The sequence below is a fragment of the Proteiniclasticum sediminis genome, assembly GCF_018128025.1.
In the GTDB taxonomy this organism is placed as follows: Bacteria; Bacillota; Clostridia; order Clostridiales; family Clostridiaceae; genus Proteiniclasticum; species Proteiniclasticum sediminis.
Window position 1 is genome coordinate 89,433 of the sequence record NZ_JAGSCS010000002.1, and the last position, 26,152, is coordinate 115,584.

27 protein-coding genes and 1 other annotated feature are annotated in these 26,152 nt (G+C 52.8%); of the genes, 25 read left to right on the forward strand and 2 right to left on the reverse strand.

Annotation, left to right across the window (positions count from 1 at the left end):
• Positions 1–14: 14 nt before the first annotated feature.
• The 22 genes from uxaC (at position 15) to KCG48_RS02105 (ending at position 22,336) form a co-directional block, all read left to right on the forward strand.
• Positions 15–1,415, forward strand: a complete 1,401-nt coding sequence (gene uxaC / locus KCG48_RS02005) for a glucuronate isomerase (protein ID WP_211799823.1) — start codon at positions 15–17, stop codon at positions 1,413–1,415.
• Between the two features lie 89 nt (positions 1,416–1,504).
• Positions 1,505–1,693, forward strand: coding sequence for a hypothetical protein (locus KCG48_RS02010; RefSeq protein ID WP_211799624.1), 189 nt, complete (start codon positions 1,505–1,507; stop codon positions 1,691–1,693).
• 245 nt (positions 1,694–1,938) lie between these two features.
• Positions 1,939–3,018, forward strand: a complete 1,080-nt coding sequence (uxuA, locus tag KCG48_RS02015) for a mannonate dehydratase (RefSeq protein WP_211799625.1) — start codon at positions 1,939–1,941, stop codon at positions 3,016–3,018.
• Positions 3,019–3,032: 14 nt separating this feature from the next.
• A complete protein-coding gene (locus tag KCG48_RS02020) occupies positions 3,033–3,713 on the forward strand; it encodes a GntR family transcriptional regulator (protein ID WP_211799626.1) in 681 nt (226 codons plus the stop codon).
• An 83-nt stretch (positions 3,714–3,796) separates the two neighbouring features.
• Complete coding sequence (locus tag KCG48_RS02025; RefSeq protein ID WP_211799627.1) at positions 3,797–5,302, forward strand: sugar ABC transporter ATP-binding protein; 1,506 nt, start codon at positions 3,797–3,799, stop codon at positions 5,300–5,302.
• Between the two features lie 50 nt (positions 5,303–5,352).
• Entirely contained in the window at positions 5,353–6,363 is a 1,011-nt protein-coding gene (locus KCG48_RS02030; protein ID WP_230976960.1) for an ABC transporter permease, read from the forward strand.
• A gap of 72 nt (positions 6,364–6,435) precedes the next feature.
• Positions 6,436–7,494 carry an ABC transporter substrate-binding protein gene (locus tag KCG48_RS02035; RefSeq protein WP_211799628.1) on the forward strand — a complete coding sequence of 353 codons (1,059 nt, stop codon included), beginning with the start codon at positions 6,436–6,438 and terminating at the stop codon, positions 7,492–7,494.
• A 136-nt stretch (positions 7,495–7,630) separates the two neighbouring features.
• The gene (locus tag KCG48_RS02040) at positions 7,631–8,032 is read left to right on the forward strand and encodes a hypothetical protein (RefSeq protein ID WP_211799629.1); all 402 of its coding nucleotides are present in this window, start codon (positions 7,631–7,633) and stop codon (positions 8,030–8,032) included.
• 87 nt (positions 8,033–8,119) lie between these two features.
• On the forward strand, positions 8,120–8,782 hold the full coding sequence (locus tag KCG48_RS02045; RefSeq protein ID WP_211799630.1) for a GntR family transcriptional regulator: 663 nt from the start codon (positions 8,120–8,122) through the stop codon (positions 8,780–8,782).
• Positions 8,783–9,025: 243 nt separating this feature from the next.
• On the forward strand, positions 9,026–10,489 hold the full coding sequence (locus KCG48_RS02050; protein ID WP_211799631.1) for a tagaturonate reductase: 1,464 nt from the start codon (positions 9,026–9,028) through the stop codon (positions 10,487–10,489).
• 19 nt (positions 10,490–10,508) lie between these two features.
• Positions 10,509–12,005, forward strand: a complete 1,497-nt coding sequence (locus tag KCG48_RS02055; RefSeq protein ID WP_211799632.1) for a UxaA family hydrolase — start codon at positions 10,509–10,511, stop codon at positions 12,003–12,005.
• 53 nt (positions 12,006–12,058) lie between these two features.
• Positions 12,059–13,546 carry a tagaturonate epimerase family protein gene (locus KCG48_RS02060; RefSeq protein ID WP_211799633.1) on the forward strand — a complete coding sequence of 496 codons (1,488 nt, stop codon included), beginning with the start codon at positions 12,059–12,061 and terminating at the stop codon, positions 13,544–13,546.
• A 211-nt stretch (positions 13,547–13,757) separates the two neighbouring features.
• Positions 13,758–13,892, forward strand: a complete 135-nt coding sequence (locus tag KCG48_RS14850; RefSeq protein WP_269142390.1) for a hypothetical protein — start codon at positions 13,758–13,760, stop codon at positions 13,890–13,892.
• A gap of 32 nt (positions 13,893–13,924) precedes the next feature.
• Positions 13,925–14,278, forward strand: a complete 354-nt coding sequence (locus KCG48_RS02065; protein ID WP_211799634.1) for a hypothetical protein — start codon at positions 13,925–13,927, stop codon at positions 14,276–14,278.
• A 135-nt stretch (positions 14,279–14,413) separates the two neighbouring features.
• Entirely contained in the window at positions 14,414–15,088 is a 675-nt protein-coding gene (locus KCG48_RS02070; protein ID WP_408004690.1) for a DUF969 domain-containing protein, read from the forward strand.
• Between the two features lie 20 nt (positions 15,089–15,108).
• Entirely contained in the window at positions 15,109–16,038 is a 930-nt protein-coding gene (locus tag KCG48_RS02075) for a DUF979 domain-containing protein (RefSeq protein ID WP_211799636.1), read from the forward strand.
• A 48-nt stretch (positions 16,039–16,086) separates the two neighbouring features.
• On the forward strand, positions 16,087–16,731 hold the full coding sequence (gene pcp, locus KCG48_RS02080; RefSeq protein WP_211799637.1) for a pyroglutamyl-peptidase I: 645 nt from the start codon (positions 16,087–16,089) through the stop codon (positions 16,729–16,731).
• Between the two features lie 215 nt (positions 16,732–16,946).
• Positions 16,947–17,198, forward strand: a binding site (T-box leader).
• 123 nt (positions 17,199–17,321) lie between these two features.
• Entirely contained in the window at positions 17,322–18,770 is a 1,449-nt protein-coding gene (locus KCG48_RS02085) for a tryptophanase (RefSeq protein WP_211799638.1), read from the forward strand.
• An 81-nt stretch (positions 18,771–18,851) separates the two neighbouring features.
• Positions 18,852–19,895 (forward strand): LCP family protein, encoded by a 1,044-nt coding sequence (locus KCG48_RS02090; protein WP_211799639.1) that lies wholly within the window; start codon positions 18,852–18,854, stop codon positions 19,893–19,895.
• Between the two features lie 345 nt (positions 19,896–20,240).
• A complete protein-coding gene (locus tag KCG48_RS02095; RefSeq protein WP_211799640.1) occupies positions 20,241–20,930 on the forward strand; it encodes a CpsD/CapB family tyrosine-protein kinase in 690 nt (229 codons plus the stop codon).
• A 72-nt stretch (positions 20,931–21,002) separates the two neighbouring features.
• Positions 21,003–21,782 carry a tyrosine-protein phosphatase gene (locus KCG48_RS02100; protein ID WP_211799641.1) on the forward strand — a complete coding sequence of 260 codons (780 nt, stop codon included), beginning with the start codon at positions 21,003–21,005 and terminating at the stop codon, positions 21,780–21,782.
• Between the two features lie 398 nt (positions 21,783–22,180).
• Positions 22,181–22,336: a hypothetical protein gene (locus KCG48_RS02105; RefSeq protein ID WP_211799642.1), complete on the forward strand. Its 156-nt coding sequence runs from the start codon at positions 22,181–22,183 to the stop codon at positions 22,334–22,336.
• An 87-nt stretch (positions 22,337–22,423) separates the two neighbouring features.
• Here the strand turns inward: KCG48_RS02105 and KCG48_RS02110 are convergent, their stop codons facing one another.
• A complete protein-coding gene (locus tag KCG48_RS02110) occupies positions 22,424–23,209 on the reverse strand; it encodes an SDR family oxidoreductase (protein ID WP_211799643.1) in 786 nt (261 codons plus the stop codon).
• Between the two features lie 102 nt (positions 23,210–23,311).
• Positions 23,312–23,722 (reverse strand): Hsp20/alpha crystallin family protein, encoded by a 411-nt coding sequence (locus KCG48_RS02115; RefSeq protein ID WP_211799644.1) that lies wholly within the window; start codon positions 23,720–23,722, stop codon positions 23,312–23,314.
• A gap of 287 nt (positions 23,723–24,009) precedes the next feature.
• Here KCG48_RS02115 and KCG48_RS02120 point away from each other — a divergent pair, with 287 nt between their 5' ends.
• From KCG48_RS02120 to fsa, 3 genes are all read left to right on the forward strand, one after another.
• Positions 24,010–24,726, forward strand: a complete 717-nt coding sequence (locus tag KCG48_RS02120; protein WP_211799645.1) for a copper homeostasis protein CutC — start codon at positions 24,010–24,012, stop codon at positions 24,724–24,726.
• Between the two features lie 34 nt (positions 24,727–24,760).
• On the forward strand, positions 24,761–25,390 hold the full coding sequence (locus tag KCG48_RS02125; RefSeq protein ID WP_211799646.1) for an HAD family hydrolase: 630 nt from the start codon (positions 24,761–24,763) through the stop codon (positions 25,388–25,390).
• A 98-nt stretch (positions 25,391–25,488) separates the two neighbouring features.
• Positions 25,489–26,133, forward strand: a complete 645-nt coding sequence (fsa, locus tag KCG48_RS02130) for a fructose-6-phosphate aldolase (protein WP_211799647.1) — start codon at positions 25,489–25,491, stop codon at positions 26,131–26,133.
• The last annotated feature ends 19 nt before the right edge of the window (positions 26,134–26,152 follow it).

The window sequence follows — 26,152 nt, forward strand, 5'->3', positions numbered from 1 at the left end:
AGGAAAGGAAGAGAATCATGAGCATCATCAATGACCACTTCATGCTGAAGAATGAAACCGCAAGAACGCTCTATCACGAGTACGCCAAGAACATGCCCATCTATGACTACCACTGTCATCTCAATCCCCAGCTCATCGCCGAGGATGCCCGCTTCAAGAACATTACGGAGATCTGGCTGGGCGGAGATCACTACAAGTGGCGCGCCATGCGTTCCAATGGCGTTCCCGAGGACAAGATCACCGGATCCGCTTCGGACTTTGAAAAATTCAAAGCCTTCTGCGAGACCATTCCCTACACCATCGGCAATCCCCTGTACCACTGGTCCCATCTTGAACTGAAGATGTACTTCGGCATTGAGGACACCATCAACGGCGAAAATGCGGAAAAAATCTGGGAAAAGGCCAATGCCGTCATCGCTTCCCCGGACTTCTCCGTGCGCAAGCTCATTGAAAAGTCCAATGTGGCCTACATCTGCACCACCGATGACCTGGCAGACTCCCTGGAGTACCATGATGCCATCAAGGCCGATGAAAGCTTCAAGACGAAAGTGCTGCCGGCCCTTCGTCCCGACAAGCTCCTGAACATCGACAAGCCGGGCTTTGCCGAATATCTGGGAACCCTTTCCTCCCTGGTGGGCTATCCTGTGGATACCCTGGAAGCCTTAAACAAAGCGGTGGCAGAGCGGGTGGAGTTCTTCCACGCCCATGGGGCAAGACTTTCCGACCACGCCCTGGATGTGGTGACTTTTAAAGAAGCCACAGCTGAAGAACTGGAAGCCATTCTGACGAAGGCTCTGAAGGGCGACGCCCTGACCTTCGCCGAAGTGACCCAGTACAAGACGGCAATGCTCCTGACCTTAGGCAAGCTCTACCATGACTACGGCTGGGTACAGCAGTACCACATCGGGGCTATGCGCAACAACAACACCCGCATGATGAAGAAGCTGGGAGCTGACACCGGCTACGACTCCATCAACGACGGTCTGGTGGCCGAACCCCTGTCCAGGCTCATGGATGCCTTGGACAGCACGGATTCTCTTCCCAAGACCATTCTCTACTGCCTCAACGCCCGAGACAATGATGTGCTGGCCACCTTAGCCGGCGCTTTCCAGAGCGATGAAGCCAAGATGAAGGTCCAGGTGGGTTCCGGCTGGTGGTTCAACGATCAGAAGGACGGCATGGAGAAACAGATGGTCTCTTTAGCCAACCTGGGACTTCTTCGCCGCTTTGTGGGCATGCTGACGGATTCCCGCAGCTTCATCTCCTATCCCCGCCATGACTACTTCCGCAGAATCCTCTGCAACCTCTTGGGCACCTGGGCCGAAGAAGGGGAGATCCCCATGGATCTGGAGCTTCTGGGCAGCATGGTGAAGGAAATCTCCTTTGAGAACGCCGTAGAATATTTCAACATGTAAGGACTGTGGACCTGGTTCATGGAGCCAGGTCCTTTTTTCGCCCAAAATCCCGGTGATTTTCCGGGTTTCACGCTATTTTGCGCCGGACATTGAAGGAATTTTATCAAATTGATTTATTCCCGTTAAAAATCGGCAATGGCTCTGAAATTGAACGCAAGACCGAAGACAGCCCTGGAAAAAGTCCGTCCAAGGCTGAAAACTCAAGGGACGCTAAAGTTTCCATTCCGGGAAGAAAAAAATTTCGGAATGCCTTGAGCGAAATAATCCTTGCCGGTTAAAGGTTCGTTCCATTTCTGTGAAGTTTGCGTAAAAAAAAGTCCCTTATTTTACAAATTTTTCACATTGACACACTAGTATACTAGTGCTATATTTAAAGGGAAGTTGATGAAAACGATACGCACGTCGATGGCGAAAATCCTTGAACGGCAAGCTGAAAATCAGTTTTGTCCGTCAAGAAAAAAACCAGCGAAAGTGCAATGGGTTTACAACGACATCAAAACAAAAGAGAAGAGAGGTGATTCCAATGAAAATGATTCTAAGGTGGTTTCCCCATGGAGACGACAGCGTAACCTTGCAGCAGATCCGGCAAATTCCCGGAGTAAGCGGCGTGGCCACCTGCCTTCCGAAGATCCCTGTAGGGGAGATCTGGCCTTTGGAAATCCTGGAGACACTGAAGAAGGAAATCAATGATGCCGGACTCGAAATGGAAGTCATTGAGAGTGTGAACATCCATGAAGACATCAAGAAGGGTCTCCCCACAAGAGACCAGTACATCGAAAACTACATCAAGACCCTGGAGAATCTTTCCAAAGTGGGCGTAAAAGTCCTCTGCTACAACTTCATGCCCGTCATCGACTGGGCCAGAAGCGACCTGGAACACACCCTGCCCGATGGCAGTACGGTGCTTTCCTACCGCCATGAAGAAGTACTGAAGATGAACCCCAACACCATGGCGGACGCCATGGCGAAGAAAGCCCGAGGCTACTCCCTTCCCGGATGGGAACCGGAGAGGCTGGAAGCCATGGCCCGGGACATCGAGTTCTACCAGAACATGACGAAGGAAACCTATTGGGAAAACATGAAGTACTTCCTGGACAAGGTGATTCCCTATGCGGAGCAGTACGACATAAAGATGGCCATCCATCCCGATGATCCGCCGTGGCCGCTCTATGGCCTGCCCAAGGTCATCACCAATGAGGAGAATATCCGCACCTTCCTGAAGCTCAACGACAGCCCGTACAACGGCCTGACGCTGTGCACCGGAAGCCTTGGTGCAGACCTGTCGAACCACATGCCGGAAATTATCCGGGAGTTCTCGGGACAGGGGAGAATCCACTTTGCCCACATCCGCAATGTCCACCATCTCAACGAGAAGGACTTTGACGAGTCCGCCCATCTCTCCGAATGTGGAGACCTGGATATGTTCGAAGTGGTGAAGGCCTTTGTGGATACCGACTTCCAGGGCTATGTCCGTCCGGATCACGGAAGAATGATCTGGGGGGAAAAGGCTAGACCGGGTTATGGTCTCTATGACCGGGCCATCGGCTCCAACTACATCCTGGGACTCTGGGAAGCGATTCATAAAATGAAAAATAGAACATAAATGAGGGGACTTTGATGGAAATTACTGAACGTTTAAGCAAAGAAACGGCACGGGACTATGCCTATCGAACACTCAGGGAAAACATCATCAAGTTGAAATTAGCCCCGGGAAGCATGGTCAGCGAAAATGATCTGGCTTTGGAAATGGGACTGTCTAGGACACCCACCCGGGAGGCTCTCATAGAACTCAGCAAAAGTCAGATTGTGGATGTCCTTCCTCAGAAGGGAAGCTACATCACCAAGATCGACTATTCCATGGTGGATGAAGCCCGCTTTATGAGACTTGTCCTGGAGCGGGGGATCGTGGAGATCCTCTGTGACACGGCCACGGAGGAAGAGCTGAAGACGCTGCGCTACAGCGTTTCTCTGCAGGAGTTCTACCTGGGCCACGGCATGGACGACAAATTCTTCAAGGAAGACAACGCCTTCCACCGCCGTCTTTTTGAGATGGCGAACAAGATGCAGTCGTACAAGCTCATGAACAGCATGATGATCCATTTCGACCGGGTGCGCATGATGCGTCTGCAGACCAGCCGGGAAGTCAACGAGCTGTTGACGGACCACAAGGTCATCGTGGAAGCCATTGCCCAGCGAAATGTCACGGAGGCGGTGGAGCGCATGACCCTGCATCTTACCCGGTACAAGGTGGATGCGGAGCTCATCCGTAAGAATCATCCGGATTACTTCATCGACTGAAGGAATCCAACCAATACCTGAACAGAAAGGCCCGTAGGGCCATAACAGGCACAGACACGAAAATGATGAAAGAGGTGAAGTCAATGGCAGAGGGACTGTTCCGCATGGAAGGCATTTCCAAAAGCTTCCCTGGCGTTAAGGCACTGGATAAGGTGTCCTTCTCGGTGAATAAGGGAGAGGTACACGGACTGGTTGGCGAAAACGGCGCCGGAAAGTCCACCTTGATGAAGGTCATGTCGGGCGTCTACCAGGCGGACGAAGGAAAGATCTTCATTGAAGGTCAGGAAGTGAAAATCAACAACATCAGTAAAGCGCACGAACTGGGGGTTGCCATCATATTTCAGGAGCTGAATCTGCTCCCCCATCTGTCCGTTGCGGACAACATCTTCGTGGGACGTCAGCCCAAAAAAGGCCCGTTCATCGATGATAAGAAGATGCATAAAGAAGCCAAGCGCGTTCTGGACGAACTGGGCATCAAGATCAACACCTACGCCACCCTGAGCACCCTGAGCGTCGCTCAGCAGCAGATGGTGGAAATCGCCAAGGCCATTTCCATGAACTCCAAGATCCTGGTCCTCGATGAGCCTTCAGCGGCCCTGACGGATAAGGAAATCGATCAGCTCTTCGTCATCCTGCGCAACCTTCAGAAGAAGGGCATGGGCATGGTGTACATCTCCCACCGTATGGAGGAGCTGGAGCAGATCTGCGAGCGTGTCACCGTCATCCGAGACGGCCAGTACATCGGCACCCGCAACTACAAGGACATTTCCATGGACGAACTGGTCAAGATGATCGTGGGTCGTTCCCTGGAAGACAAGTACCCCAAATATGAGCGTAAGATCGGCGATGTGGTTCTCGAAGCCAAGAACATCCGCCGGGGCAACAAGGTTAATGTGGATCACCTGGAAGTACGTGCAGGAGAAATCCTCGGCATCGCCGGCCTCATGGGCTCCGGAAGAACCGAGATCGCCCGCTGCATCTTCGGTGCAGACAAGGCCGACCACATGGAGATCAAAATCAATGGCAAGGACGTGAAGATCAACTCTGTTCGTCAGGCCATTGCCCACGGCATCGGTTATGCCACGGAAGACCGCAAGTTTGACGGGCTGGCCCTGAACCTGGACGTGAACTACAACACGAACATGGCCCATCTTCCCAAGATCACCCGCTTTGGCATTGTCAATGACAAAGCTGCCAAGGCCAACGCCATCAAGTACAAGGAACTTCTTCGCACGAAGACCCCAAGCCTTCGGCAGACCATGAAGAACCTCAGCGGCGGAAATCAGCAGAAAGTTGTTCTTTCCAAGTGGCTGTGCAATGACGTGAAAATTCTCATCGTGGATGAGCCTACCCGAGGCATTGACGTTGGCGCGAAGTTTGAAGTTTACGAACTCTTCAACAAGCTCAGCGACCAGGGTGTGGCCATCATCATGATCTCTTCGGAGCTTCCGGAGATCCTGGGCATGAGCGACCGGGTTCTGGTGGTCCATGAAGGCACCATCAACGGGGAACTGGATGCAAAAACTGCCACCCAGGAAGATATCCTCTTCCTTGCAGCCGGATACAACAAACTTCAGAAAAAGGCTTAATTAAGCTGGTTCGCTGTGACCTTAAACCGCATATTTAGGAGGGAAAAACCTTGAGTGAAAATACAAAAATGGTAAAGAGTAAAGAGGCCTTCAGCCTCAGATTCGGGCCCAGCACCCGTAAGGCAATTTTTTCAGGCATTGCCCTGATCCTGCTTCTCGTGATGTTCAGCGTGATGCAGCCCAGCAAGTTCCTGACATCCAGCAATTTCATCAACATTCTGCAGCAGGTGGTCACCTACTCCATCCTGGGCTACGGCCTGACCTTCTGTCTCGTGTCTGGCGGAACCGACCTTAGCGCCGGCGCTTCCATGGCCCTTTCCGGAATTATCGTAACTTCACTGCTCATCGCCGGCGTGCCCCTGTGGCTCTGTATCGTGCTGGCTCTTCTCTTTGGTATCTTCATGGGAATCCTCAATGGTTTCACCATTGAAGTGCTGGGCGTTGTGCCCTTCATCGCCACCCTGGGAACCCAGTGGGTCTTCCGTGGTCTGGCTAACGTTCTGGTGGATGGTAAGCCCATCTACACCAACACCATCCCCGACAAGGGAATTCAGGAAGCATTCTACATCATTGGTGGCGGACGTCTTCCCGGTGGTCTTCCTTACTCGGTTATCATCACCGTCGTTTACGGTATAATCCTGGCCTTCATGCTGTCCAAGACCAAGATCGGACGACAGATCTATGCCTGCGGATCCAACCTGGAGGCTGCTAAGCTCTCTGGCATCAACGCCGTGGGAACCCGTATGTTTGCTTACTGCGTATCCGGTTTCTCCGCTGCCATCGCCGGTATCATCGTCACCTCCCGTATCTCCTCTGCACAGCCCATGGCTGGACAGGGTCTGGAACTGGAAGCCATTGCAGCAGCCGTTATCGGTGGTGTTTCCAACAGCGGCGGCCAGGGTGCCATCGTCAACACCATCATCGGAGCTCTCATCATGGGTGTTCTGCGTAACGGTCTGAACATCAGCCAGGTTTCCTCTTTCTGGCAGCAGATCATCATCGGTATCATTCTGGTGGCTGTAATCGCCCTGGATGTCCGAAGAAACCGAAAGTCCCGTTAAGAACCTTTCCCTTAATTCGTTGTTAGGCGGATCACCGCAGAACATAGATCAAAACATCAAAGGAGTTGTATCATGAAAAAGAAGTTAATTTCCATGCTTATGATCGCCGCTATGGCCGTCAGCGTAGCCGCTTGCGGGAAGAGCACACCCTCGGAGACCCCATCCGAAACCCCATCCGAGACTCCCAGCGAAACCCCAGCTGAGGCTAAAGATCCCAGCGAAATGACCATCTACTTCCTGACCAAGATCCTCGGAAACCAGTACTGGGCTGTTGTAGAACAGGGTGCTAAGGATGCTGCTAAAGAACTGGGCATCAAGAACCTCGTTGTAACGGGCCTTGCCAGCGAAGCTGAAGTTGAAAAGCAGGTTCAGCAGCTGCAGGATGCCGTTGCCGCTCAGGCAGACGCTATTGTTCTCGGACCCGTTGACTCCACTGCCATGGCTAATCCTGTGAACGATGCCCATGCTTCAGGCATTCCCATCGTCATCGTGGATACCATGATCAACACGGAAAACTATGATGCTGCGCTCATGACCAACAACGTACAGGCTGGTAAGGACGCTGCCAAGGAAATGATCAGACTGTTGGAAGAAAAAGGTGTGAAGAAAGAAGAAGTGGCAGAAGTTGCCATTCAGATCGGATCTTCAGGTTCCCAGACCATCATCGACAGACTGAAGGGCTTCTACGAGTACTGGGATGCCAATGCTCCCCAGACCTGGACTGTTCTGCGTGATGACGTTAAGGTTAACGACGGCGATATCTCCAAGGCTGTAGGATTCACTCAGGACTTCCTGACTGCATACCCCAACCTGAAGGGTGTCTTCGGACCCAACAACGGTTCCACCGTTGGATTCGTTACCGGACTGAAGGAAGCAAACAGAACTGACCTCGTTATGGTTGGATTCGACTTCTCCACCGAAATCGAAACCATGATCCGCGAAGGCAAGTTCAATGTTTCCACCGTGGTTCAGAAGCAGTACCTCATGGGCTATGAAGGCGTAAAGCAGGCTGTAGAACTTGCCCAGGGCAAGAAGCCAGCCACCAAGCTCATCGACACCGGAGTTCTGATTGTTGACCTGAAGAACATCGACAACGACGACGTTCAGAGCATCATCAAGCCCGGCAAATAAGCTGGAACTATGACTTGAAGTTCCCCCCTGGTTTCAGGGGGGAATTTTTTAATCGCAAACCTTTGGAAGATTTGTCAGATTTCGAGAGATCGGGTATGATGAATACAAGAAGGATCGAAAGGAAGAGGTGAAGAATATGGCGAGTTTAATCTCCAGAATGTTCGATTCCCGCAGCAAAGACGAAAAAGAGCGGGATTATGAGCTCTATTCCCAGCGGATATTTCCCTTTGGCGAAGCCCAGAAGGAAAAAATCGGTGATCTTTTAGTGGCCCTAAACCCCAAGGAAAAACGGCACTACCTCATGCTCCACTATATCCTACTCAAGGACAGCGTCACGGGACCGGAAAGCAAAGGTTACGCCGAGGAATCCCGGAAGCTGGAGAAGAAAAAGTTAGTGAAGATCACCCCACAGTTCCGACAGCAGGTAAAAATCCTCATGGAGCTGGATCAGAAGGTGGATGAAACCCTCCAGTATCCCACGGCGGAAGAACTCTCGGTGCTGGTGGACCAGGCCCTGGCGGAGGAAGCCGGCAAATAACGTTTGCAAAGCCTGCAAGAGAGCGGTAAAATAATACGTATATTTTGGGTAGCCCCACCGATTGAATGAAAGAACACGAGGTACATCATGGCTAAGTCAAATCTCAGCGATGCCGCATATCTGTTTATCAAGGATAAGATCATCAGCGGAGAGTATCCGCCCAACAGCATGATCAACGAAAATATGATCTGCCAGGAAATCGACAGCTCCCGCACGCCCGTTCGGGAAGCGGTGAACCGCCTGGAGCAGGACAACCTGGTGAAGGTCATCTATAAAAAAGGGATCATGGTGAAGGACATCACCTTGAATGACATCAAACTCATCTATGAGACCCGGCTTCTCATCGAGCCCTATGCCCTCCGAAACTACGGTCGGCAGATGGACAAGGAATACCTGAAGGTACTCTGGCAGAAGCTTCGGGAAGTGAAGGACCATGAGAAGTCCTACCAGATTGACGACGAGCTCCATTTCTACATTGTGAGTCAAACCAACAACATCTACCTTATGAACTCCATCCGCGCCATCTATGACCATAACATGCGGCTTCGGGTGCTCACAGGGAAGAAGAACAAGGAACGGTACTCCTACACTTCGGATGAGCATAACATCATCCTGAAGAATCTCATCGAGGAAAATCTCGAGGAAGCCTCCAATGCGCTGATCCTCCATCTGGAGCGATCCCGGGAGGCGGCATATAAAGCGATGCTGGAAGATATGAATCTGCACTTTTCATGGGAAGGCGAGGAATAAGAACGGCGTTGGACGCATGGGTTTTTGTTGTATACAACAGAATGACCGATGCGTCCTTTTTTATGGCGAAGCGGCAAATTTGCCGGGATGTCCAAAACTTCTTAAAATCCTTTGAAAATAGGGGCATGTTGAGGGCTCCGGCAGTTGACAACGGGAAATGGAAAAGTTATCATATGATGTATACAACAGAAAATTTAGCAGAGGGATCTGCCTGATGAATGGATAAAACGGAGGAAAAAAATCATGGTAAAAATCAACGAAGCCCACAAGAAAAACAATGGCCACTATCCCGAAAAGGTGCTGCAGTTTGGGGAAGGAAACTTTCTGCGCGCGTTTGTGGATTGGATGATCGATGAAGCCAACGACGGCGGACTCTTTGGCGGAAGCATCGTTATCTGCCAGCCCATCGGGCAGGGCATGGTGAAGATGATCAATGACCAGAACAGCATGTATACCGTCATCATGCGGGGACTGGAAAACGGAGAGAAGGTGGAGCGTACCAAGGTCATCACCTCCGTCTCCCGGGCCATCAATCCCTTTGAAGACTATGACAGCTATATGGCTCTAGCGGAGAGCGCAGATCTGAAGATCATCGTCTCCAACACCACGGAGGCGGGCATCAGCTACAGCGCCGGGGACCAGCTCACGGATCGTCTGCCCAAGTCTTTCCCCGCCAAGATCTGCGCCTTCCTCCATCACCGCTATGAGTTCTTCCAGGGCGACAAGGACAAGGGAATCCTTCTCCTTCCCGTGGAGCTCATTGACAACAACGGACCGGAACTGAAGCGCATCGTGAAGATCTATGCTGAGGAGTGGCAGCTGGATGCCGGATTCCTCACCTGGCTGGATGAGAGCTGTACCTTTGCCAACACCTTAGTGGACCGTATCGTCACCGGCTATCCCCGGGAAGAGGCTGCCCACTATGAGGAACGTTTCGGCTACGAAGATAAACTTCTGGTCACCTCCGAGGTCTTCAACCTCTGGGTCATCGAAGCGGACAAGAAATACGCCGATCTTCTGCCCATTGCCAAGACCCGCGCCAACGTCATCTGGACCGATGATGTGCGTCCCTACAAGAAGCGCAAGGTAAGAATCCTTAACGGCGGACACACTTCCACCGTTCTGGGCGCGTATCTCGCCGGTTATGATCTGGTGGGCGAGTTCATCGTCAGCGAGGACTTCTCCGGATTCCTTCGTCACCTGATCTTCGAGGAAGTCATTCCCACCATCGACCTGCCGGAAGCAGAGCTGAAGCAGTTTGCCCATGACGTCTTTGAGCGCTTCGGCAATCCCTTCATCAAGCACCGCCTCCTGGATATCTCCCTGAACTCCGTCTCCAAGTTCACTGCCCGCGTCTTGCCCAGCCTCCTGGACTACCGGGAACTGAAGCATGAACTGCCCAAGCGCCTGACCTTCTCCCTGGCTGCCCTCCTGAAATTCTACGATGTGAAGAAGGGCGAAGACGGATTCTATGGCGTTCGGGAAAATGGCGAACATTATCCCGTGAAGGATGATTTGGCTAACCTGGAGTTCTTCGAAAAGGCCTGGAAGGAAACGGACCTGGAAGTCTTCGTGAACCGCGTGCTTTCCGAAACCTCCCTCTGGCAGCAAGATCTCACCCAGGTTCCCGGTCTCTCCGCAGCGGTCCTGGAACACCTGAAAGACATTATGACCGGCGGTGTCCGCGCAGCCCTTCGCATTCTCTAAACCGGAAAGGATCAAAGAAATGACAGCAACATATAATTTCCACCAAATCACCCCCCAGGACAATGTGGCCGTGGCCCTGCAGGCTGCGCTTAAAGGGGAAGTCCTTACCCTGGACGGCCTCTCTGTGACCCTCACGGAAGACATCCCCGTGGGCCACAAGGTCGCCCTGAAAGCCATCGCCCAGGGCGAAGACGTGCGAAAGTACGGCTTCTCCATCGGCAAGGCCCGGGAAGCCATCGCCCCGGGACAGTGGGTCCACACCCACAATGTGAAGACCGGACTCCATGACCTCATGGAGTACCGCTATGAGCCCCACAGCACGGAAACTGCCGTCTTGGACGGTCCCGATACCTTCCGCGGCTACCGCCGAAAGAACGGGGATGTGGGCATCCGCAACGAACTGTGGATCGTTCCCACCGTGGGCTGTGTCAACGGGGTGGCCCAGCTGATTTTGAAGAAGTTCCAGGAGCGCGTGAATCCCCAGGGCCTGGACGCCATGGAAGTCTTCAGCCACAACTACGGCTGCTCCCAGCTGGGCGATGACCATGAAAACACCAAGACCATCCTGGCGGACCTGGTGAAGCATCCCAATGCCGGCGGCGTGCTGGTGCTGGGCCTTGGCTGCGAAAATAACACCATGGATCAGTTCAAGGCGGCCCTGGGCCCCGTGGACGAGGATCGGGTGAAGTTCATCGTCACCCAGCAGGTAGGCAATGAAGTGGAGGCCGGTATTAAGGCCCTCACGGAAATCTACCACGCCATGGAAAAGGACACCCGGGAGGATATCCCCGTCTCGGAGCTGAAGATCGGCCTCAAGTGCGGAGGTTCCGACGGATTCTCCGGCATCACGGCCAATCCGCTCCTCGGACGGTTCTCCGACTATCTGGTGAAGAAGGGGGGAACCACCATCCTCACGGAAGTGCCGGAAATGTTCGGAGCCGAAACCATCCTCATGGATCGGGCCAAGGACGAGGAAGTCTTCGGCAAAATCGTGAACCTGGTCAATGACTTCAAGCAGTACTTCATCGACAACCGTCAGCCCATCTACGAAAACCCGTCTCCGGGAAACAAAGAAGGCGGCATCACCACCCTCGAAGACAAGTCCCTGGGCTGCACCCAGAAGGGCGGAAGCTCCACAGTGACCGATGTGCTGAAATATGGGGAAATCGCCAAGACGCCGGGGCTGAATCTTCTCAGTGCTCCAGGAAATGACCTGGTGGCTTCCACCGCCCTGGGCGCTTCCGGATGCCATATGGTCCTCTTCACCACGGGTCGGGGAACGCCCTTTGGCAGCTTCGTCCCCACGGTGAAGATCTCCTCCAACAGCCGCATCCACGCCCTGAAGCCCCACTGGATCGACTTCAACGCCGGAGAGCTCCTGGACGGCAAATCCTCCGATGAGCTCACCAAGGATTTCATCGACTACATCATCGGGGTGGCTAGCGGGGTCCTCGCCAACAACGAGAAGAACGGCTTCCGCGAAATTGCCATCTTCAAAACCGGCGTAACGCTGTAACTCTTTGCCCCCACTGCCAAAGCTTTCGCGGCAGCGTTGAAGGAGGATAAACCATGTTTGATCTCATTCGGCAAGATATCCAAAACAATACCCTGAAGGAAACCTACGGGGACATCAAAGTCTATACGAAATCCCTCTCCCGGGACGGCGACGATGCCCTGGTCATGGTTCGAAAGGATGGAAAGAAACAGCTGCTGGCCCTGAGCCACAGCGGCCTCTTCCAAGAACTGGAAGGGGAAGATGGCGGGGAATGGAAACTGGCCCCTTTGACCCACGGCAACCGTCTGGTGCTCAACGCCCATTTCCCCTACACCGTACCCCAGGCCAACACTGCCCGGAAGAACTCCATGGGCCTCGGCGATCGCCTCGGCGAAGCCACGCCGGGCCACATCGCCGCCCTGGGCGATGCGGAAGTCTTCCCCATCTTTGCCCAGCAGAGCATCCGGGAGCTGAACTTCACCGCCCGTACCTATGATGACGTGGTGGATGCCGCAGCCTTTGCCGTCTTCCAGGAAGGCTACAAGACCGGCTACGGCGCCGACGGCGACCATCTGAAAACCAAGGAGGACATCGTGAAGACCCTGGCCATGGGGGCCACCATGATCACCTTGGACTCCTCGGAAAAAATCGACAACTCCATATCCGGCCTCAGCGCCAAAGCCCAGGAGGAAAAGTACAAGACCCTGGATCCAGAGGTGCAAAAGACCTACGAAGACCTCTATCTGGACAAGACTGTGGAAATTCCCGGGCTCACCCTCACCCTGACGAAGGAGACTCTCCTGCGGGATGTGCTCATCTACCATAGTGCTTTGGACTTCATCACCGAAGTCTATGAGGAAATCATTCGGGATTACCCGCGGCCCGTGGACTTTGAAGTGTCCATTGACGAGACGGTGACCCCCACGGATGTGGAGGCCCACTATCTCATCGCCGCCGAGCTGAAACGCCGCGGCGTCGTTATCTCCACCATGGCCCCCCGATTCCTGGGCGAGTTCCAGAAGGGCATTGACTATATTGGCGACCTGGACGTGTTCGAAGCGGATCTGAAAAAGCATGTGAGCATTTCGGAAGCCTTTGGCTATCGCCTCAGCATCCATTCCGGCAGCGACAAGTTCAGCATTTTCCCCATCCTGGCCCGGAATATTCCCCAGACCTTCCATGTGAAGACCGCGGGGACCAGCTGGCTGGAGTTTATCCATGTGCTGGCGGAGCATGAGCCCAAACTCTACCGCGATATTCGGCGCTATGCTCTCCAGGCCTTCCCGGAAGCCACCAAGTCCTACCATGTGACCACGGACCTGACGGCCATTAAGGACGTGGACAAGATCCCCGATGGCGAACTTCCTCGGGAGCTCAAGGACAATAATGTCCGGCAGCTGCTCCTCATCACCTTTGGGTTCATCCTCCGGGATACGGACGATGAAGGAAACTTCCTCTTCAAGCACAAACTGGAGCGAGCCTTCCGCATCTACGAAGAAGAGTACAAGGAGCATCTGAAGGCCCACATCGGACGCCATCTGGATCTTCTGTCCTTCCGTTAAAGAGCGTTGAAAACTTGTCCCACATTGGGGCGATTTTTCCCAAAGTCCAGGTTTCCCCATCCCCGAAAGGGCCTCTGGCCCCAGGGGGATGGGGTTTCTTTTTGCAATTTCACAATTTCCTTGGGGGTTTTGTAACAGGTTTGAAATATTCTTTCGACAGGAACGTGTTACCCTTAAGATAAGATCTACGAAACAAAAGAAGGTGTAAAGCATGGAATTCTATTTCGGTTTAGGCATTATTCTCGTCTTGGGACTGCTCTTTCTGATTCCTGCTGCGGTGAAACATCGAGGCCGCCAGGGAGAACTGGACAGTTTCTTTGAAGAGGCTAAAGGAAGCAAAAAATAACGCTCGGAAAACGCGGTGCAGGGAGGGATGACATGGGCGAGGCAAAGATCGTGAAAAGGAAATACCCGGTGATGCCCCTGGTCACCACCGTTCTTCTTCTGCTCCTTCTTCTCTGGGGCATCCATGTCTGGCGGAATCTTCGGAAGGACTATATTGTGGTGGCCCAGGAGCATCGGGTCATCCAGCGGATCCCCGTGACCAGTTGGGGGCGGGAAGAAGTGTTCTTCCCGGTCTATGTGGAAGGGCAGTACCGGGTTCTTTGTCTGGAAATCGCCTACGGGAAAGCCTGCCTCAAGGATCGGACAAAAGGGTCCGAAGCCTGGATCCAGGATAAGGAGGATCGGATTCACCTGGAAGAGTACCAGATGGAAATCTATTTTGACTGATATCCTGAGGAAAATGATGATGTTCCTCAGGATATATTTTTTTGAGTACGTTTTCTGAATATTGTAGCGACTTGTGCGGAGTGCTATAATTGTGCTGTACTCATTAATCCGTAAGGGAGTGTTATTATGGAAGCGTTGAAACTCATCGGCGTCCTCGTGGTGATCCTGGGATTCTATTTCAAAAAGGACACCATTGCCACTGTCGTTGTCGCGGGAATCGTCACCGGTCTTGTGGCCGGGATGACCCCCATGGAAATTCTGGAAGTGCTGGGCAAGTCCTTCATCACCCAGCGCACGGCGACTCTCTTTGTGCTGACCCTGCCGGTCATTGGCATCTGTGAGCGCTATGGCCTCAAGGACAAGTCTGTAGACTTTATCCGAGGTATCAAAGGCGCCACCACCGGTAAGGTTCTCTCCCTCTATCAGACCATCCGTGCCGCCGCTGCCGCGTTCTCCGTGAGACTGGGCGGACATCCCCAGTTTATCCGGCCTTTGGTAAACCCCATGGCCCAGGCTGCCGCCATTGCCAAGCATGGCGAACTGGACGACAAGACCCAGGATGAGATTAAGGGTGCTGCTGCTGCCTCGGAAAACTACGGCAACTTCTTCGCCCAGAATGTATTCATGGGCGCTTCCGGAACACTGCTCATCGTCAGCACCATGGCCGAGCAGGGCTTTAAGGAAGTCACGGCACTGAACATCGCCATGTGGTCCATTCCTGTGGCCGTAATCTCCGTGATCCTCGGCATCGGAAAGAACTATCTCCTGGACAAGCATCTGGAGTCTAAATCGAAAAGGAAAGCCGAGTAGGCGGAAGGGGAGTTGATTCTATGGAACTGAATGTCGCCATTGGCGAATTTTTCTACATCATCATCGGCCTGATCTTTGTTCTTTGCGGAGTCTATGCCTTGAAGGATGACAAGCATCCGGCCAGGATTCCCACAGCACTCTTCTGGTTCATTCTGGCTTTCACCTTTACGGTGGGCCCCCATATTCCCTACTGGATCACCGGCGTCTGCATCCTGGTTCTGGCGTTCCTCACGGCCTTTAACAAGGTGAAACCGTCAAAAATTGATGTGCCTTCCGATGAAGTCACCCGTAAAAATGCGGACCGCATCGGCTACAAGGTCTTCATTCCGGCCCTGTCCCTGGCTCTCATCGCCGTGGTGGTGGCCTACATTCTGGTGGCCCAGAAGCTCAGCACCAATCACGCCATCGGCATCTCCGCCGCCATTGCCCTCGTCATCGGCTTTGTCGTGACCAAGGCTCCGGTGAAATATGCACCCATTGACGGCAGCCGACTCATGATGAACGTGGGTCCCGTGGGCATTTTGCCTCAGCTCCTGGCCGCTCTGGGCGCTCTCTTCACCGCAGCCGGCGTTGGGACGGTCATCGCCAGCGGCGTGTCCACCATCATTCCGGACGGCTCCAGATTCATCGGCGTTGTGGCCTACTGCGTGGGCATGGCCCTCTTTACCATGATCATGGGCAATGGCTTTGCCGCCTTCTCCGTCATCACCGTGGGCATCGGCATTCCCTTTGTCATCGCCCAGGGAGCCAATCCCGTCATCGTCGGCGCTTTAGGCCTCACCGCCGGTTACTGCGGAACCCTCATGACCCCCATGGCCGCCAACTTCAACATCATGCCCGCGGCTCTTCTGGAGACCAAGGACAAGTATTCCATTATCAAGTCCCAGGCCCCCATGGCCGGGATTATGCTCCTCATCCATATTTTCCTCATGTACTTCCTGGCCTTCTAGAACCGGGATAACAGGGAAAACTGCACAAAAGCCTAAGGAGGTTTATCCATGAAGATACTCATCACAGCCTTTGATCCCTTTGGCGGAGACAAGGTCAACCCCGCCCTGGAGGCGGTGAAACTCATGAAGGACACCATTGCCGGGGCACAAATCGTCAAACTGGAAATCCCCACGGTGTTCAACAAGTCCATTGATCTGGTGGTGAAGACCATCGACGAGGTGCACCCCGATGTGGTCCTCAATGTGGGCCAGGCCGGCGGCCGCTTCGAAGTTACCCCGGAACGGGTAGCCATCAATGTGGACGACGCCCGAATCAAGGACAATGAGGGAAACCAGCCCATTGACCAGCCCATCGCAAAAGACGGCGCACCGGCTTATTTTGCCACGCTGCCGGTGAAGGCCATGGTGCAAGCGATCAAAGAGGTGGAGCTGCCTTCCTCGCTATCCAACTCCGCAGGAACTTTCGTCTGCAACCACATCATGTACGGTACCCTGCACCACATTGCGAAAAATCACCTGAACATCCGGGCGGGCTTTATCCATGTGCCCTTTATCCCGGAGCAGGTGGTGGGTCGTCCCGCACCGGCACCATCCCTTTCCACGGCGGACATCGTCCGGGCCCTGGAAGCTGCGGTGCAGGCCATTGTGGAGCATACGGAAGACATTGTGGCTGTGGGCGGAAAAACCGAATAACCGCGAAGTCCGACTCTTTGCCCGGAAGAACCCTGAGGGTTCCTCCGGGCTTACTTTTTCAAAAAGAATAACAGCGGGGAGGAAGGAGGGGCCTTTTCGGAAACCTCTTTAAAGGGCTCCCCTGGCGGGCGGAAGCACGCGAAAGAAAAAGGGGAATCTTTAAATTAAATTCGTTGACAAAATTCGCACCATTCCCTATAATGAGAACAATTCAAGAAAAAGCTTTGACGGGAAAGAAGTACGATTTGAGGAAACTCTACAGAGAGCGGCCGGGTGGTGTGAGGCTGCGGGGGATCAGATCCGAATACATTCCACGATGCTGTCCGCTGAAGGGGAGGACTCCCTGGTAGACCGGACCGGGATTCTGCACCCGTTACAGTGCTAGGGTATCATGGGTACCCGATAAGATTGGCGTCGTGAGGCGTCAGTGAAAAAAGGTGGTAACACGGAGACAATCCGTCCTTTGCATGGTGCAAAGGGCGTTTTTTTATGAAAAAAAGGGGGGATCCGCATGGAAAGTGATTATTCGGACTATCTGTATTCAAAGCATGACTATGGCAAAATGAAAAGAATCGAAGGAGAGAATACCAATGACGACAATCAAATTCATGAATGGAGAAACTCTACCCCTGGAGATGCATAAGGTCCGCATCGTGCAAAAGCTGCAGCTGCCCCCCGTGGAGGATAGGCTTCAGCGCATGGCGGAAGCGGGGAACAACACGTTCCTTCTGAACAACCGGGATGTGTTCCTGGACATGCTCACGGACAGCGGGGTCAACGCCATGAGCGATCTGCAGTTGGCTGCCATGATGCGGGCCGATGACAGCTACGCCGGCAGTGAAACCTTCACCCGCATGGCGGGGAAGATTGAAGAGATTTTCGGCAAGGAGTTTTTCCTGCCGGCCCATCAGGGACGAGCCTGTGAGAATATCCTGGCCAAGACCTTTGTGAAGCCCGGCAGCATCATTCCCATGAACTTCCACTTCACCACGACCAAGGCCCATATTGTCCTTAATGGCGGGGAAGTGGTGGAGCTCCTTCACCCGGAAGGGCTCCAGGTGGAAAGCACTTTCCCCTTCAAGGGCAATATGGATGTGGAGGCCCTGGAGGCTCTTCTGGTGGAAAAAGGCCGGGAGAAGATTCCCTTTGTCCGCATGGAGGCCGGAACCAACCTCATCGGCGGCCAGCCCTTCTCCCTGGAGAATCTTCGTCTGGTGAAGGGACTGTGCGTTCGTCACGGCGTCCTCCTGGTCCTGGATGCCAGTCTTCTCACGGACAACCTCCACTTCATCAAGGAGCGGGAAGAGGAGTGCAGAGACTGGAGTATTCGGCGCATCACCCGGGAGATTTCCGATCTCTCAGACATCATCTACTTCTCCGCCAGAAAACTGGGCAGTGCCAAGGGTGGTGCCATTTGCACCCATCGGGAGGATCTCTTCCGGAGCATGCGGGAACTGGTGACCCTCTACGAAGGGTTCCTTACCTATGGCGGCATGTCCGTGCGGGAGATGGAAGCCATCACCGTGGGTCTGGATGACGCCATGGATGAGGATTTCATCGGTCAGGGACCCCAGTTCATCGAGTTCATGGTGAAGGAGTTCCAAAAGTCCGGTGTCCCCGTGGTGACGCCGGCGGGAGGGCTGGGCTGCCATCTCAATGCCCGGGCCTTCCTCGACCATGTGCCCCAGGCAGAGTACCCCGCAGGAGCTTTAGCCGCGGCCCTCTACCTGGTGGGCGGAATCCGGGGGATGGAGCGGGGAACCCTTTCCGAGCAGCGGGATGCCGAAGGACGGGAAGTTTTCTCCTCCATGGAACTTCTCCGGCTGGCCATCCCCCGACGGGTGTTCACCCTATCCCAGGTGAAATTCGTCATTGACCGGGTCCAGTGGCTCCATGCCAACCGACACCTCATCGGCGGCCTTCGCTTCGTGGAAGAGCCCAAGACCCTGCGCTTCTTCTTCGGCCGTCTGGAACCTTTAGGCGACTGGCAGGAAAAGCTGGTGGAAAAGTTCAAGGCGGACTTCGGGGACAGTCTCTAAAGACTGTCATCACTTCGTAGCCAAATTGCCCTTCGGATGGTTTAGGATAAAGACAACAATGAGAAAGTAAGGTGACGACCCATGGATCAGAAAAACAAGAAACGAATAAAATTCAGTATCGCGGGAGTGCTCCTTGGCCTCGTCGCCATCGTACTCATCTCCGTTGGACTGCTTTATCTGAAACTCCACTCCCTGAATAAAACCATGGCAGACTTCATCGCCAAACCCCAGATTATTCTGGCGGAACCGGAGGAGCTGGATCCCGTGGTGGAGACACCGGGGGATCTGGATGAAGACTATGTCTATGATGTGGAAACCCCGGGCAATGAAGCCATCTACAAGCAGGTGACCATCGATGAGGATGTGTTCAATATCCTCATGGTGGGCAGCGATGTCCGGGACAATGAAGAAGGCAACGGCCGCTCCGACAGCATGATGCTGGTGTCCTACAACCGGAAGACCCATGACATCAAAATCACCTCCTTCATGCGAGATACCTGGGTGGCCATTCCCAACAAGGGCTGGAACCGCATCAATGCCGCCTTTGCCTATGGGGGAATCGGTCTCTCCGTGAACACCGTCAACGAGAACTTCGGACTGGACATCCAAAACTATGCCATTGTGGAGTTCGAAGGGCTGAAAAACATCGTGGACAGCCTGGGCGGGGTGGAAGTGAATCTCACCTTGCAGGAGATCAAGATGATCAATGCGGCCAATCCCAAGAATCCGCTGAAACTGGTGGAAGGCAAGCAGCTCCTTAACGGAGACCAGGCGCTCACCCACAGCCGAAACCGGAAGACCGGTGATGGGGATTTCGGCCGAACCCGTCGTCAGCGGGATGTGATGCTGGCGATCCTGGTGAAGATGAAGGCCTCCCTGAATCCGGTGAAGCTGGCGTCCTTTGTCACGGAAACCCTGAAGTTTGTGGATACGAATATCTCCCCCAATACAGTGTTTACCCTGGGGATGGAAATCCTCGGCGCAGGCGGGTATACCGTTCAGCAGGCCCGGGTGCCCTTCGACAACACCTGGAAGTATGCCAATAAAGATGGCCGCAGTGTGGTGACCATCGATCTGGAAAAGAATAAGACTCTTCTCCATGAGTTCCTCTACGGGGAAGAGTAGAATGAAAAGAGCGGGTGATCCAAAAAAAAACGGATGATCCGCTCTTTTTCACGGGGGGAATAAAAATGACGGTCTGGGCGATAATGATGAAGACGAAAGGATGGTTAACCTAATTTCGCTCCAAAGAAAGCTCGACAAAACGTTAGATTTATTGGGTGAAGGGAGTCCTAAGCCTTTGAACTGAGCCTGGGCGAGGGAATTCATGGTTATACGGATTTATCTATATATCCAAAAAGCATGATTGAATATGTGAAATTACAACACAATTGCAAAATTTATGGTATAATGTTTTATTGAGTAGAAGAAAATCAATGCAAGGCAATTGTTCAATAATTGGAGGAACCGATGAAAAATAACCTGATCACCATAACGGATAAGAAGTCAGTGACGGCCGAAGCCTATCGTACCTTGAGAACCAATATCCAGTTCTCATCCCTGGATAAGGAACTGAAGGTCATCACGGTGACCTCCTCCCGACCGGAAGAGGGGAAGTCCACAGTCTCGTCAAACCTGGCCATCACCTTTGCCGACAATGGCAACAGCGTGCTCCTCATTGACTGCGACTTAAGACGTCCCACCATCCATAAGGTTTTCCGCCTTCCCAACTCCATGGGCATGGTGAATGCGGTCATGAATCCTGACCTTTTACCGGAGATCCTTCATAAAGATGTGGTTCCCGGTCTCGATATCATCACCAGCGGTGCCATTCCCCCCAACCCTTCGGAGCTTCTGGGGAGCAAGAAGAATCTGAAGCTCATGGAAGAGCTGAAGACCCGCTATGATGTGATCATCCTGGATGCGCCGCCGCTTCTGGCCGTCACCGACGCCCAGGTGCTGACCACCCTCTCCGATGGCACGATCATTGTCTCCTATCATGGGGTTACCAAGAAGGAAGAGATCACCCGCGCCAAGGAGCTTCTGGAAAAGGTCAATGGAAACATCATTGGCGTAGTGCTCAACGGCATCCCTGAGGATGACAGCAGCTACTACTATTATTCCTATGATGAAAAGAAGCGAACCCGCAAGGTCAAGTAAGAAATCGAAGAAGCTGAAGACTCGTCTTTAGCTTCTTTTCTTCAAGATTAATAACGGAAGGAGAGAAAACCCATGGTGGATTTTCATTCCCATATTCTTTATGCCGTGGATGACGGCAGCGAAAGCTTTGAGATGTCCGTCAGCATGGTGGAACTGTCCCTCCGGGAGGGCGTAACCGTCATGGCGCTGACACCTCACCATGTACCCGGCCAGTTTGAAGTGGATCCCAAGGAGTATGAGGAGAAGTTCGAACGGCTGAAGCAGCACTTTGAGGGACGGATGGAGCTGGTCCCAGCCATGGAGATCATGGTGGAACCCCACCTCCTCGAAAAGCTCCAGAGCGGGAGGCTCTTCGGCTATAACCGTTCCAAAACCCTCCTGGTGGAGTTCGATCTCCTGGATTACCCGCTCTATTCGGAAAAACTGTTCTATGATCTGCGAAAACTCGGGTATCAGGTGATTCTGGCCCATCCGGAACGGAACCGCATGCTGCGCAATGATCCGGAGAAAGTGTACCACCTCATTGATCTGGGGGTGCTCTGCCAGCTCAATGCGGGCAGCCTTCAGGGGCATTTTGGGGAAAAGACGAGAGTTTTTGCGGAAAAGCTCATCGAGAAGAATCTGATCCATGCTGTGGGTTCCGACGGCCACAATGACACCAGCCGCAATACCCGTATCCGCTACGCCTATGACCGGATTCATAAACTTAATCCACAGCTCCACACCTTTCTTCTGGAGTCAGGTCCTTCCCTGATTCATGGGGAAGTCCCGGAGATCTTGGACTATCTTCCCTGGGAAGAGCACAGTCCCGTTAAAAAGAATAAGTCCTGGCTGTCCAAGCTTTGGAAATAAAATGAACACCTTCTTTCTTTCGAGAAAGGAGGTATTTTTAGTTGATATCACTTTTTAATTTAAATGATACTTTATTAGTTTTGGTGTTATAAAATGGAATCCTGTATGTCGAAATCTAGGGCGGTTTGACAAATGAGATCGGTTTTTCTGGGGCGTAAATCATGAGATTCATATTTTTCCGAAAAGCCGTCGAAAAATATGGCGATTTTTGAAAAATGTGGTATGATATAACATATGTGTGGATAGTACAGTAACGGTGTAAGTCAAGAATTATCAATCAAGGTCAATCAGGATATATTTTGTGATTTATATTATTTATTAATAATCATTCTTTGATCACCATGATGTTATACGTGCTAAAGAAAGAAAGAATATACAAAACATCAGGGGGAATTCCTATGCCATGGTATTCATTCAGTGAGATTTGGACACCGCTTTCCATGTTTGGGGTCAAACTGTATCGGGAAAAAAATGAACGGAAACTTTGGGTGAAGGTGGGCAACAAGAAGCGCAGAAGGCTTTTTGGGCACAAAGATCACCGGATGGAAGAGTAAAGAGAAAAGAAAAGAGCCTCGGTAAAGCGAGGCTCTGAAGGCGTGATCCGAAGGGGTCATGCCTTTTTAGTTCCGTAAATAACTGAATTAGAGGACTTTGGCCATGCCGCCATCCAATAGCAGGGTGCTTCCCGTGATGTAGGTATTGGCTTCCGAGACGAGGAACGCCACGGCTTTACCAAACTCCTCCGGGGTGCCGTACCTCCCTAAGGGAATTTTTCCCAGGGCATCCTTCTCCACAGTCTCCAATGGGAGTTCCAGTCGGCGGGCTTTGTCGGCGTTGAGGGACTTGATCCGGTCCGTGGCAATTTGACCCGGGGCCACCACATTGACGAGGATCTGGTAGGGGGCCAGTTCCTCCGCCAGGGTTTTCGAGAGTCCCACCACCCCGCTGCGGAAGGTGTTGGAGAGGATGAGTCCGGGCAGCGGTGTTTTCACGGAAATGGAGGCCAGGTTCACAATGCGCCCGCCTTTGGCTTTGAGGTAGGGAAGGGTTTCCCGGATGATCCGGATGTAGCTTAAAAGGTTAAGCTGAAAAGATTCCATCCAGTCCTCATCGGTGAGGTCATCGAAGGTTCCCGTAGGGGGACCGCCGGAATTGTTGATGAGAATGTCGATTTTTCCGTAGACCTTATGGGTGTACTTCACCAGCTCCCGAATGGCCTGGGGCTTCGTAATGTCGCAGACCCAGTGGGACACGCGTCCCCGGTGAAGCTCTGCCAGTTCCCTGGCTGCGGCTTCAAGTTTTTCTTCATTTCGGCTGGTGAGCATCACGTGGCAGCCTTCCTTCACCAGTTCCCGGGCACAGGCTTTTCCCAGCCCCTGGCTGGAGGCAATGACGAGGGCAACTTTTCCCTCCAATCCCAAATCCATAATCGTCCTCCTTTTCATATGCGGTGCTGAGGCCTTACCCCAGAACCCTTTGGCGAGAAGAAAAGGGAAGAACGGGACCGTCCTTCCCTGACTGCAGTTCCTTCAACGAATATTAAACTTTCGGCTTTCGCCTTCCTCCAGACGTTTTCTCGGCAGATCCACAGTGAGCACGCCATCGTGGAAGGAAACATTCACCTGTTCCTCATCGACATTCTCCACATAGAAGCTTCGCTGGACCTGTCCGCTGGAGCGTTCCCGAAGGATATAGTTTTCCCGGACCTCCTCCTTGGAATCTTCCCGCACCGCAGTGATGACGAGATATTTCTCTTTGTACTCCACGGTAATGTCCTCTTTTCGGTAACCCGCCAGATCGGCATGGATGAGATACCCTTTCTCCGTTTCTTTCACGTCCACCTTGAACATCTTTCGGGGAACAATCCCGGGATAATCCCAGGCAAGACTGGGCATGAGCTCTTCGAAGGGAAGCAGTCCTTTCAGCATACGGTTTCGCATAAGACACCTCCTAATCGGATTTCGAGAGAACCTCTCTTGCCTTCATTTTATCCCATCTCCGGGAGAAGGCAATCAAAAGAGGAAGGGATAAATGGAGATAACGTACAAAAACGAACGATTGGTAACCATAACCGTTTGAAAGCGAAGATAACGATAGAATATGCCGGTTTTCAGTGAAATATGGAGAAATGAGTTCCGGTCATAGAAAGTTAACAGGAAGGTGGGGTACAGGCGGGAAAAAGAGGCTATACTGAAGTTAGAACTCAAAGTGAAGGAGGGAATCAAACATGCTGGAAATTATCGCGCAGTCCCTGGAGGATGCCCTTACCATTGAACGAATGGGCGGGAACCGGATTGAGCTGATCCAGTCCCTGGGAGAGGGCGGACTCACGCCCAGTGTAGGCCTCGTCAAAGCAGTACTCAGTGCGGTGAGCATCCCGGTGAATGTCATGATTCGACCCCACAGCCGTCATTTTCGCTATTCTCCAGAGGATCTGGAGATCATGCGTGAAGATGTGCTGACCATGGAGAAGCTAGGGGTGAAACACGTGGTCCTGGGGATCCTCGATGAGGACGGGCTTCCGGATATGGGAGCCATGGAAAGGCTTCTGAAAGACACGCAGCTCACCGTGACCTTCCATCGGGCCATCGATGAAAGTGCAGACCTTAGGGCATCGCTTGAGCGTCTGAAAAGTTTATCCGCCATTACCCATGTGCTGACCTCCGGTGGTGAGGGGAAAGCGGAGGATCACCTGGACGTCCTGAAGAACCTCATCAGGAATTCCGGAGATCTCCGGATCATTGTGGCCAGCGGCATCCATGCGGGAAATCTCAGTGCCATCCGCAATGAGCTGGAATATGCCTTAAGCGGGGATGATCCCAATGGGGGACACTTTGATCTCCATGTGGGCACCGGGGTGAGAAGCAGCAATGTGAACCATCCGGTCCATGCCGAAGAGGTGGAGCACCTGGTGGCGGTCTACCGGAAAGAATGCTGTACATGAGAAAATCGACAAAATAGGAAAGGCAGGAAAAGAAATGATTCGTAATGTTGTGTTTGACTTGGGCAATGTGCTGCTACGCTTTGATCCCATGGCGTATCTTCTGAAAACCTATGAGGACTTTACGGTGGCAGAGACCCTGTACTGGGGGATCTTCCGATCGGAAGAGTGGAAACTCCTGGATGAAGGGAAAATTACAGAAGAGGAAGCTTTGATAAGGATGGAGAACAGGCTTCCCCAGTGGAAGGAGGACGTTAAAACCCTCTTCACCACCTGGGAATATACGGTCATTGAAGAGATGAGCGCCTCGGTCTTTTTCCTTCGGCGGTTTAAGGATATGGGGTATCAGCTATACGCCCTTTCCAATTATCCAAAGCGGGGCTACCTCAACACCGTTACCCAGTATGACTGGTTCTCCCTCTTTGACGGTCAGGTGATCTCCTATGAGGTGAAGCAGGTGAAACCGGGCAGAGGGATCTATGAAACGCTCTTTCAGCGGTATGGGCTAAAGCCCGAAGAATGCCTCTTTGTGGATGATACGCTGCCCAATGTGGAAGAGGCCAAGGCATTGGGGATGGAAAGCTACCATTACCGGAGCACGGATCAGCTCATGGACATGCTGGCCAGGCTTTTGCAGGAGAAGAAGGAAAATCCTGAAAACTTGTAAGCACAACTTCGTCGAGTTCCCCGTAGGATTATGGTACGATGAAGTTGTCATACAATTATGGAAAAAGCAAAACCGTATATTAAGGAGGAGTCAATTTTATGAAGTACTTTATCGACACCGCCAATGTGGAAGAAATCCGCCAGGCTGCGGCCTTGGGCATCATCGATGGCGTCACCACCAACCCTTCGCTCATTGCCAAGGAGGGAAGAGTCTTTGAAGAAGTAATCAAGGAAATCACCGAGATCGTCGACGGCCCCATCAGCGCTGAAGTGGTCTCTCTGGAGGCCGAGGGCATGGTGAAGGAAGCTCTGGAGCTGGTGAAGATCCACCCCAATGTGGTGATCAAGGTTCCCATGACTGCGGAAGGCATTAAAGCCACCTCCCAGCTGAGCAAAAAGGGCATCAAGGTCAACGTGACCCTGGTGTTCTCCTCCACCCAAGCCCTGGCTGCCGCCAAAGCCGGCGCTGCCTATGTCTCTCCCTTTGTAGGCAGACTGGACGACATCGGGCTGGAAGGCATGGAGCTCATTGAGGAGATCATGTTCATCTTCAAGAACTATGGCATCAAAACAGAAGTCATCGCCGCCAGCATCCGAAACCGCAACCATTTGGCCCAGGCGGCCACTGCCGGTTCCGATATCGCCACCATCCCCTTTAAGGTCATCATGGATTCCCTGAAGCATCCCCTGACGGACCAGGGCATTGAGCGTTTCCTGAAGGACTGGGAAGGCACGAAGAAGTAGAGGGAAATGAACCTTTTGG

Bases quoted from the DNA above. Each gene is read 5' to 3' on its own strand.
- KCG48_RS02105 (WP_211799642.1), top strand. From the start codon at position 22,181: ATGCCATGGTATTCATTCAGTGAGATTTGGACACCGCTTTCCATGTTT.
- KCG48_RS02020 (WP_211799626.1), top strand. From the start codon at position 3,033: ATGGAAATTACTGAACGTTTAAGCAAAGAAACGGCACGGGACTATGCC.
- KCG48_RS02025 (WP_211799627.1), top strand. From the start codon at position 3,797: ATGGCAGAGGGACTGTTCCGCATGGAAGGCATTTCCAAAAGCTTCCCT.
- KCG48_RS02060 (WP_211799633.1), top strand. From the start codon at position 12,059: ATGTTTGATCTCATTCGGCAAGATATCCAAAACAATACCCTGAAGGAA.
- KCG48_RS02040 (WP_211799629.1), top strand. From the start codon at position 7,631: ATGGCGAGTTTAATCTCCAGAATGTTCGATTCCCGCAGCAAAGACGAA.
- pcp (WP_211799637.1), top strand. From the start codon at position 16,087: ATGAAGATACTCATCACAGCCTTTGATCCCTTTGGCGGAGACAAGGTC.
- KCG48_RS02065 (WP_211799634.1), top strand. From the start codon at position 13,925: ATGGGCGAGGCAAAGATCGTGAAAAGGAAATACCCGGTGATGCCCCTG.
- KCG48_RS02085 (WP_211799638.1), top strand. From the start codon at position 17,322: ATGACGACAATCAAATTCATGAATGGAGAAACTCTACCCCTGGAGATG.
- KCG48_RS02095 (WP_211799640.1), top strand. From the start codon at position 20,241: ATGAAAAATAACCTGATCACCATAACGGATAAGAAGTCAGTGACGGCC.
- KCG48_RS02120 (WP_211799645.1), top strand. From the start codon at position 24,010: ATGCTGGAAATTATCGCGCAGTCCCTGGAGGATGCCCTTACCATTGAA.
- KCG48_RS02055 (WP_211799632.1), top strand. From the start codon at position 10,509: ATGACAGCAACATATAATTTCCACCAAATCACCCCCCAGGACAATGTG.
- KCG48_RS02110 (WP_211799643.1), bottom strand. From the start codon at position 23,209: ATGGATTTGGGATTGGAGGGAAAAGTTGCCCTCGTCATTGCCTCCAGC.
- KCG48_RS02035 (WP_211799628.1), top strand. From the start codon at position 6,436: ATGAAAAAGAAGTTAATTTCCATGCTTATGATCGCCGCTATGGCCGTC.
- KCG48_RS14850 (WP_269142390.1), top strand. From the start codon at position 13,758: ATGGAATTCTATTTCGGTTTAGGCATTATTCTCGTCTTGGGACTGCTC.
- KCG48_RS02115 (WP_211799644.1), bottom strand. From the start codon at position 23,722: ATGCGAAACCGTATGCTGAAAGGACTGCTTCCCTTCGAAGAGCTCATG.
- KCG48_RS02050 (WP_211799631.1), top strand. From the start codon at position 9,026: ATGGTAAAAATCAACGAAGCCCACAAGAAAAACAATGGCCACTATCCC.
- KCG48_RS02100 (WP_211799641.1), top strand. From the start codon at position 21,003: ATGGTGGATTTTCATTCCCATATTCTTTATGCCGTGGATGACGGCAGC.
- KCG48_RS02075 (WP_211799636.1), top strand. From the start codon at position 15,109: ATGGAACTGAATGTCGCCATTGGCGAATTTTTCTACATCATCATCGGC.
- KCG48_RS02125 (WP_211799646.1), top strand. From the start codon at position 24,761: ATGATTCGTAATGTTGTGTTTGACTTGGGCAATGTGCTGCTACGCTTT.
- fsa (WP_211799647.1), top strand. From the start codon at position 25,489: ATGAAGTACTTTATCGACACCGCCAATGTGGAAGAAATCCGCCAGGCT.
- uxuA (WP_211799625.1), top strand. From the start codon at position 1,939: ATGAAAATGATTCTAAGGTGGTTTCCCCATGGAGACGACAGCGTAACC.
- KCG48_RS02045 (WP_211799630.1), top strand. From the start codon at position 8,120: ATGGCTAAGTCAAATCTCAGCGATGCCGCATATCTGTTTATCAAGGAT.
- KCG48_RS02090 (WP_211799639.1), top strand. From the start codon at position 18,852: ATGGATCAGAAAAACAAGAAACGAATAAAATTCAGTATCGCGGGAGTG.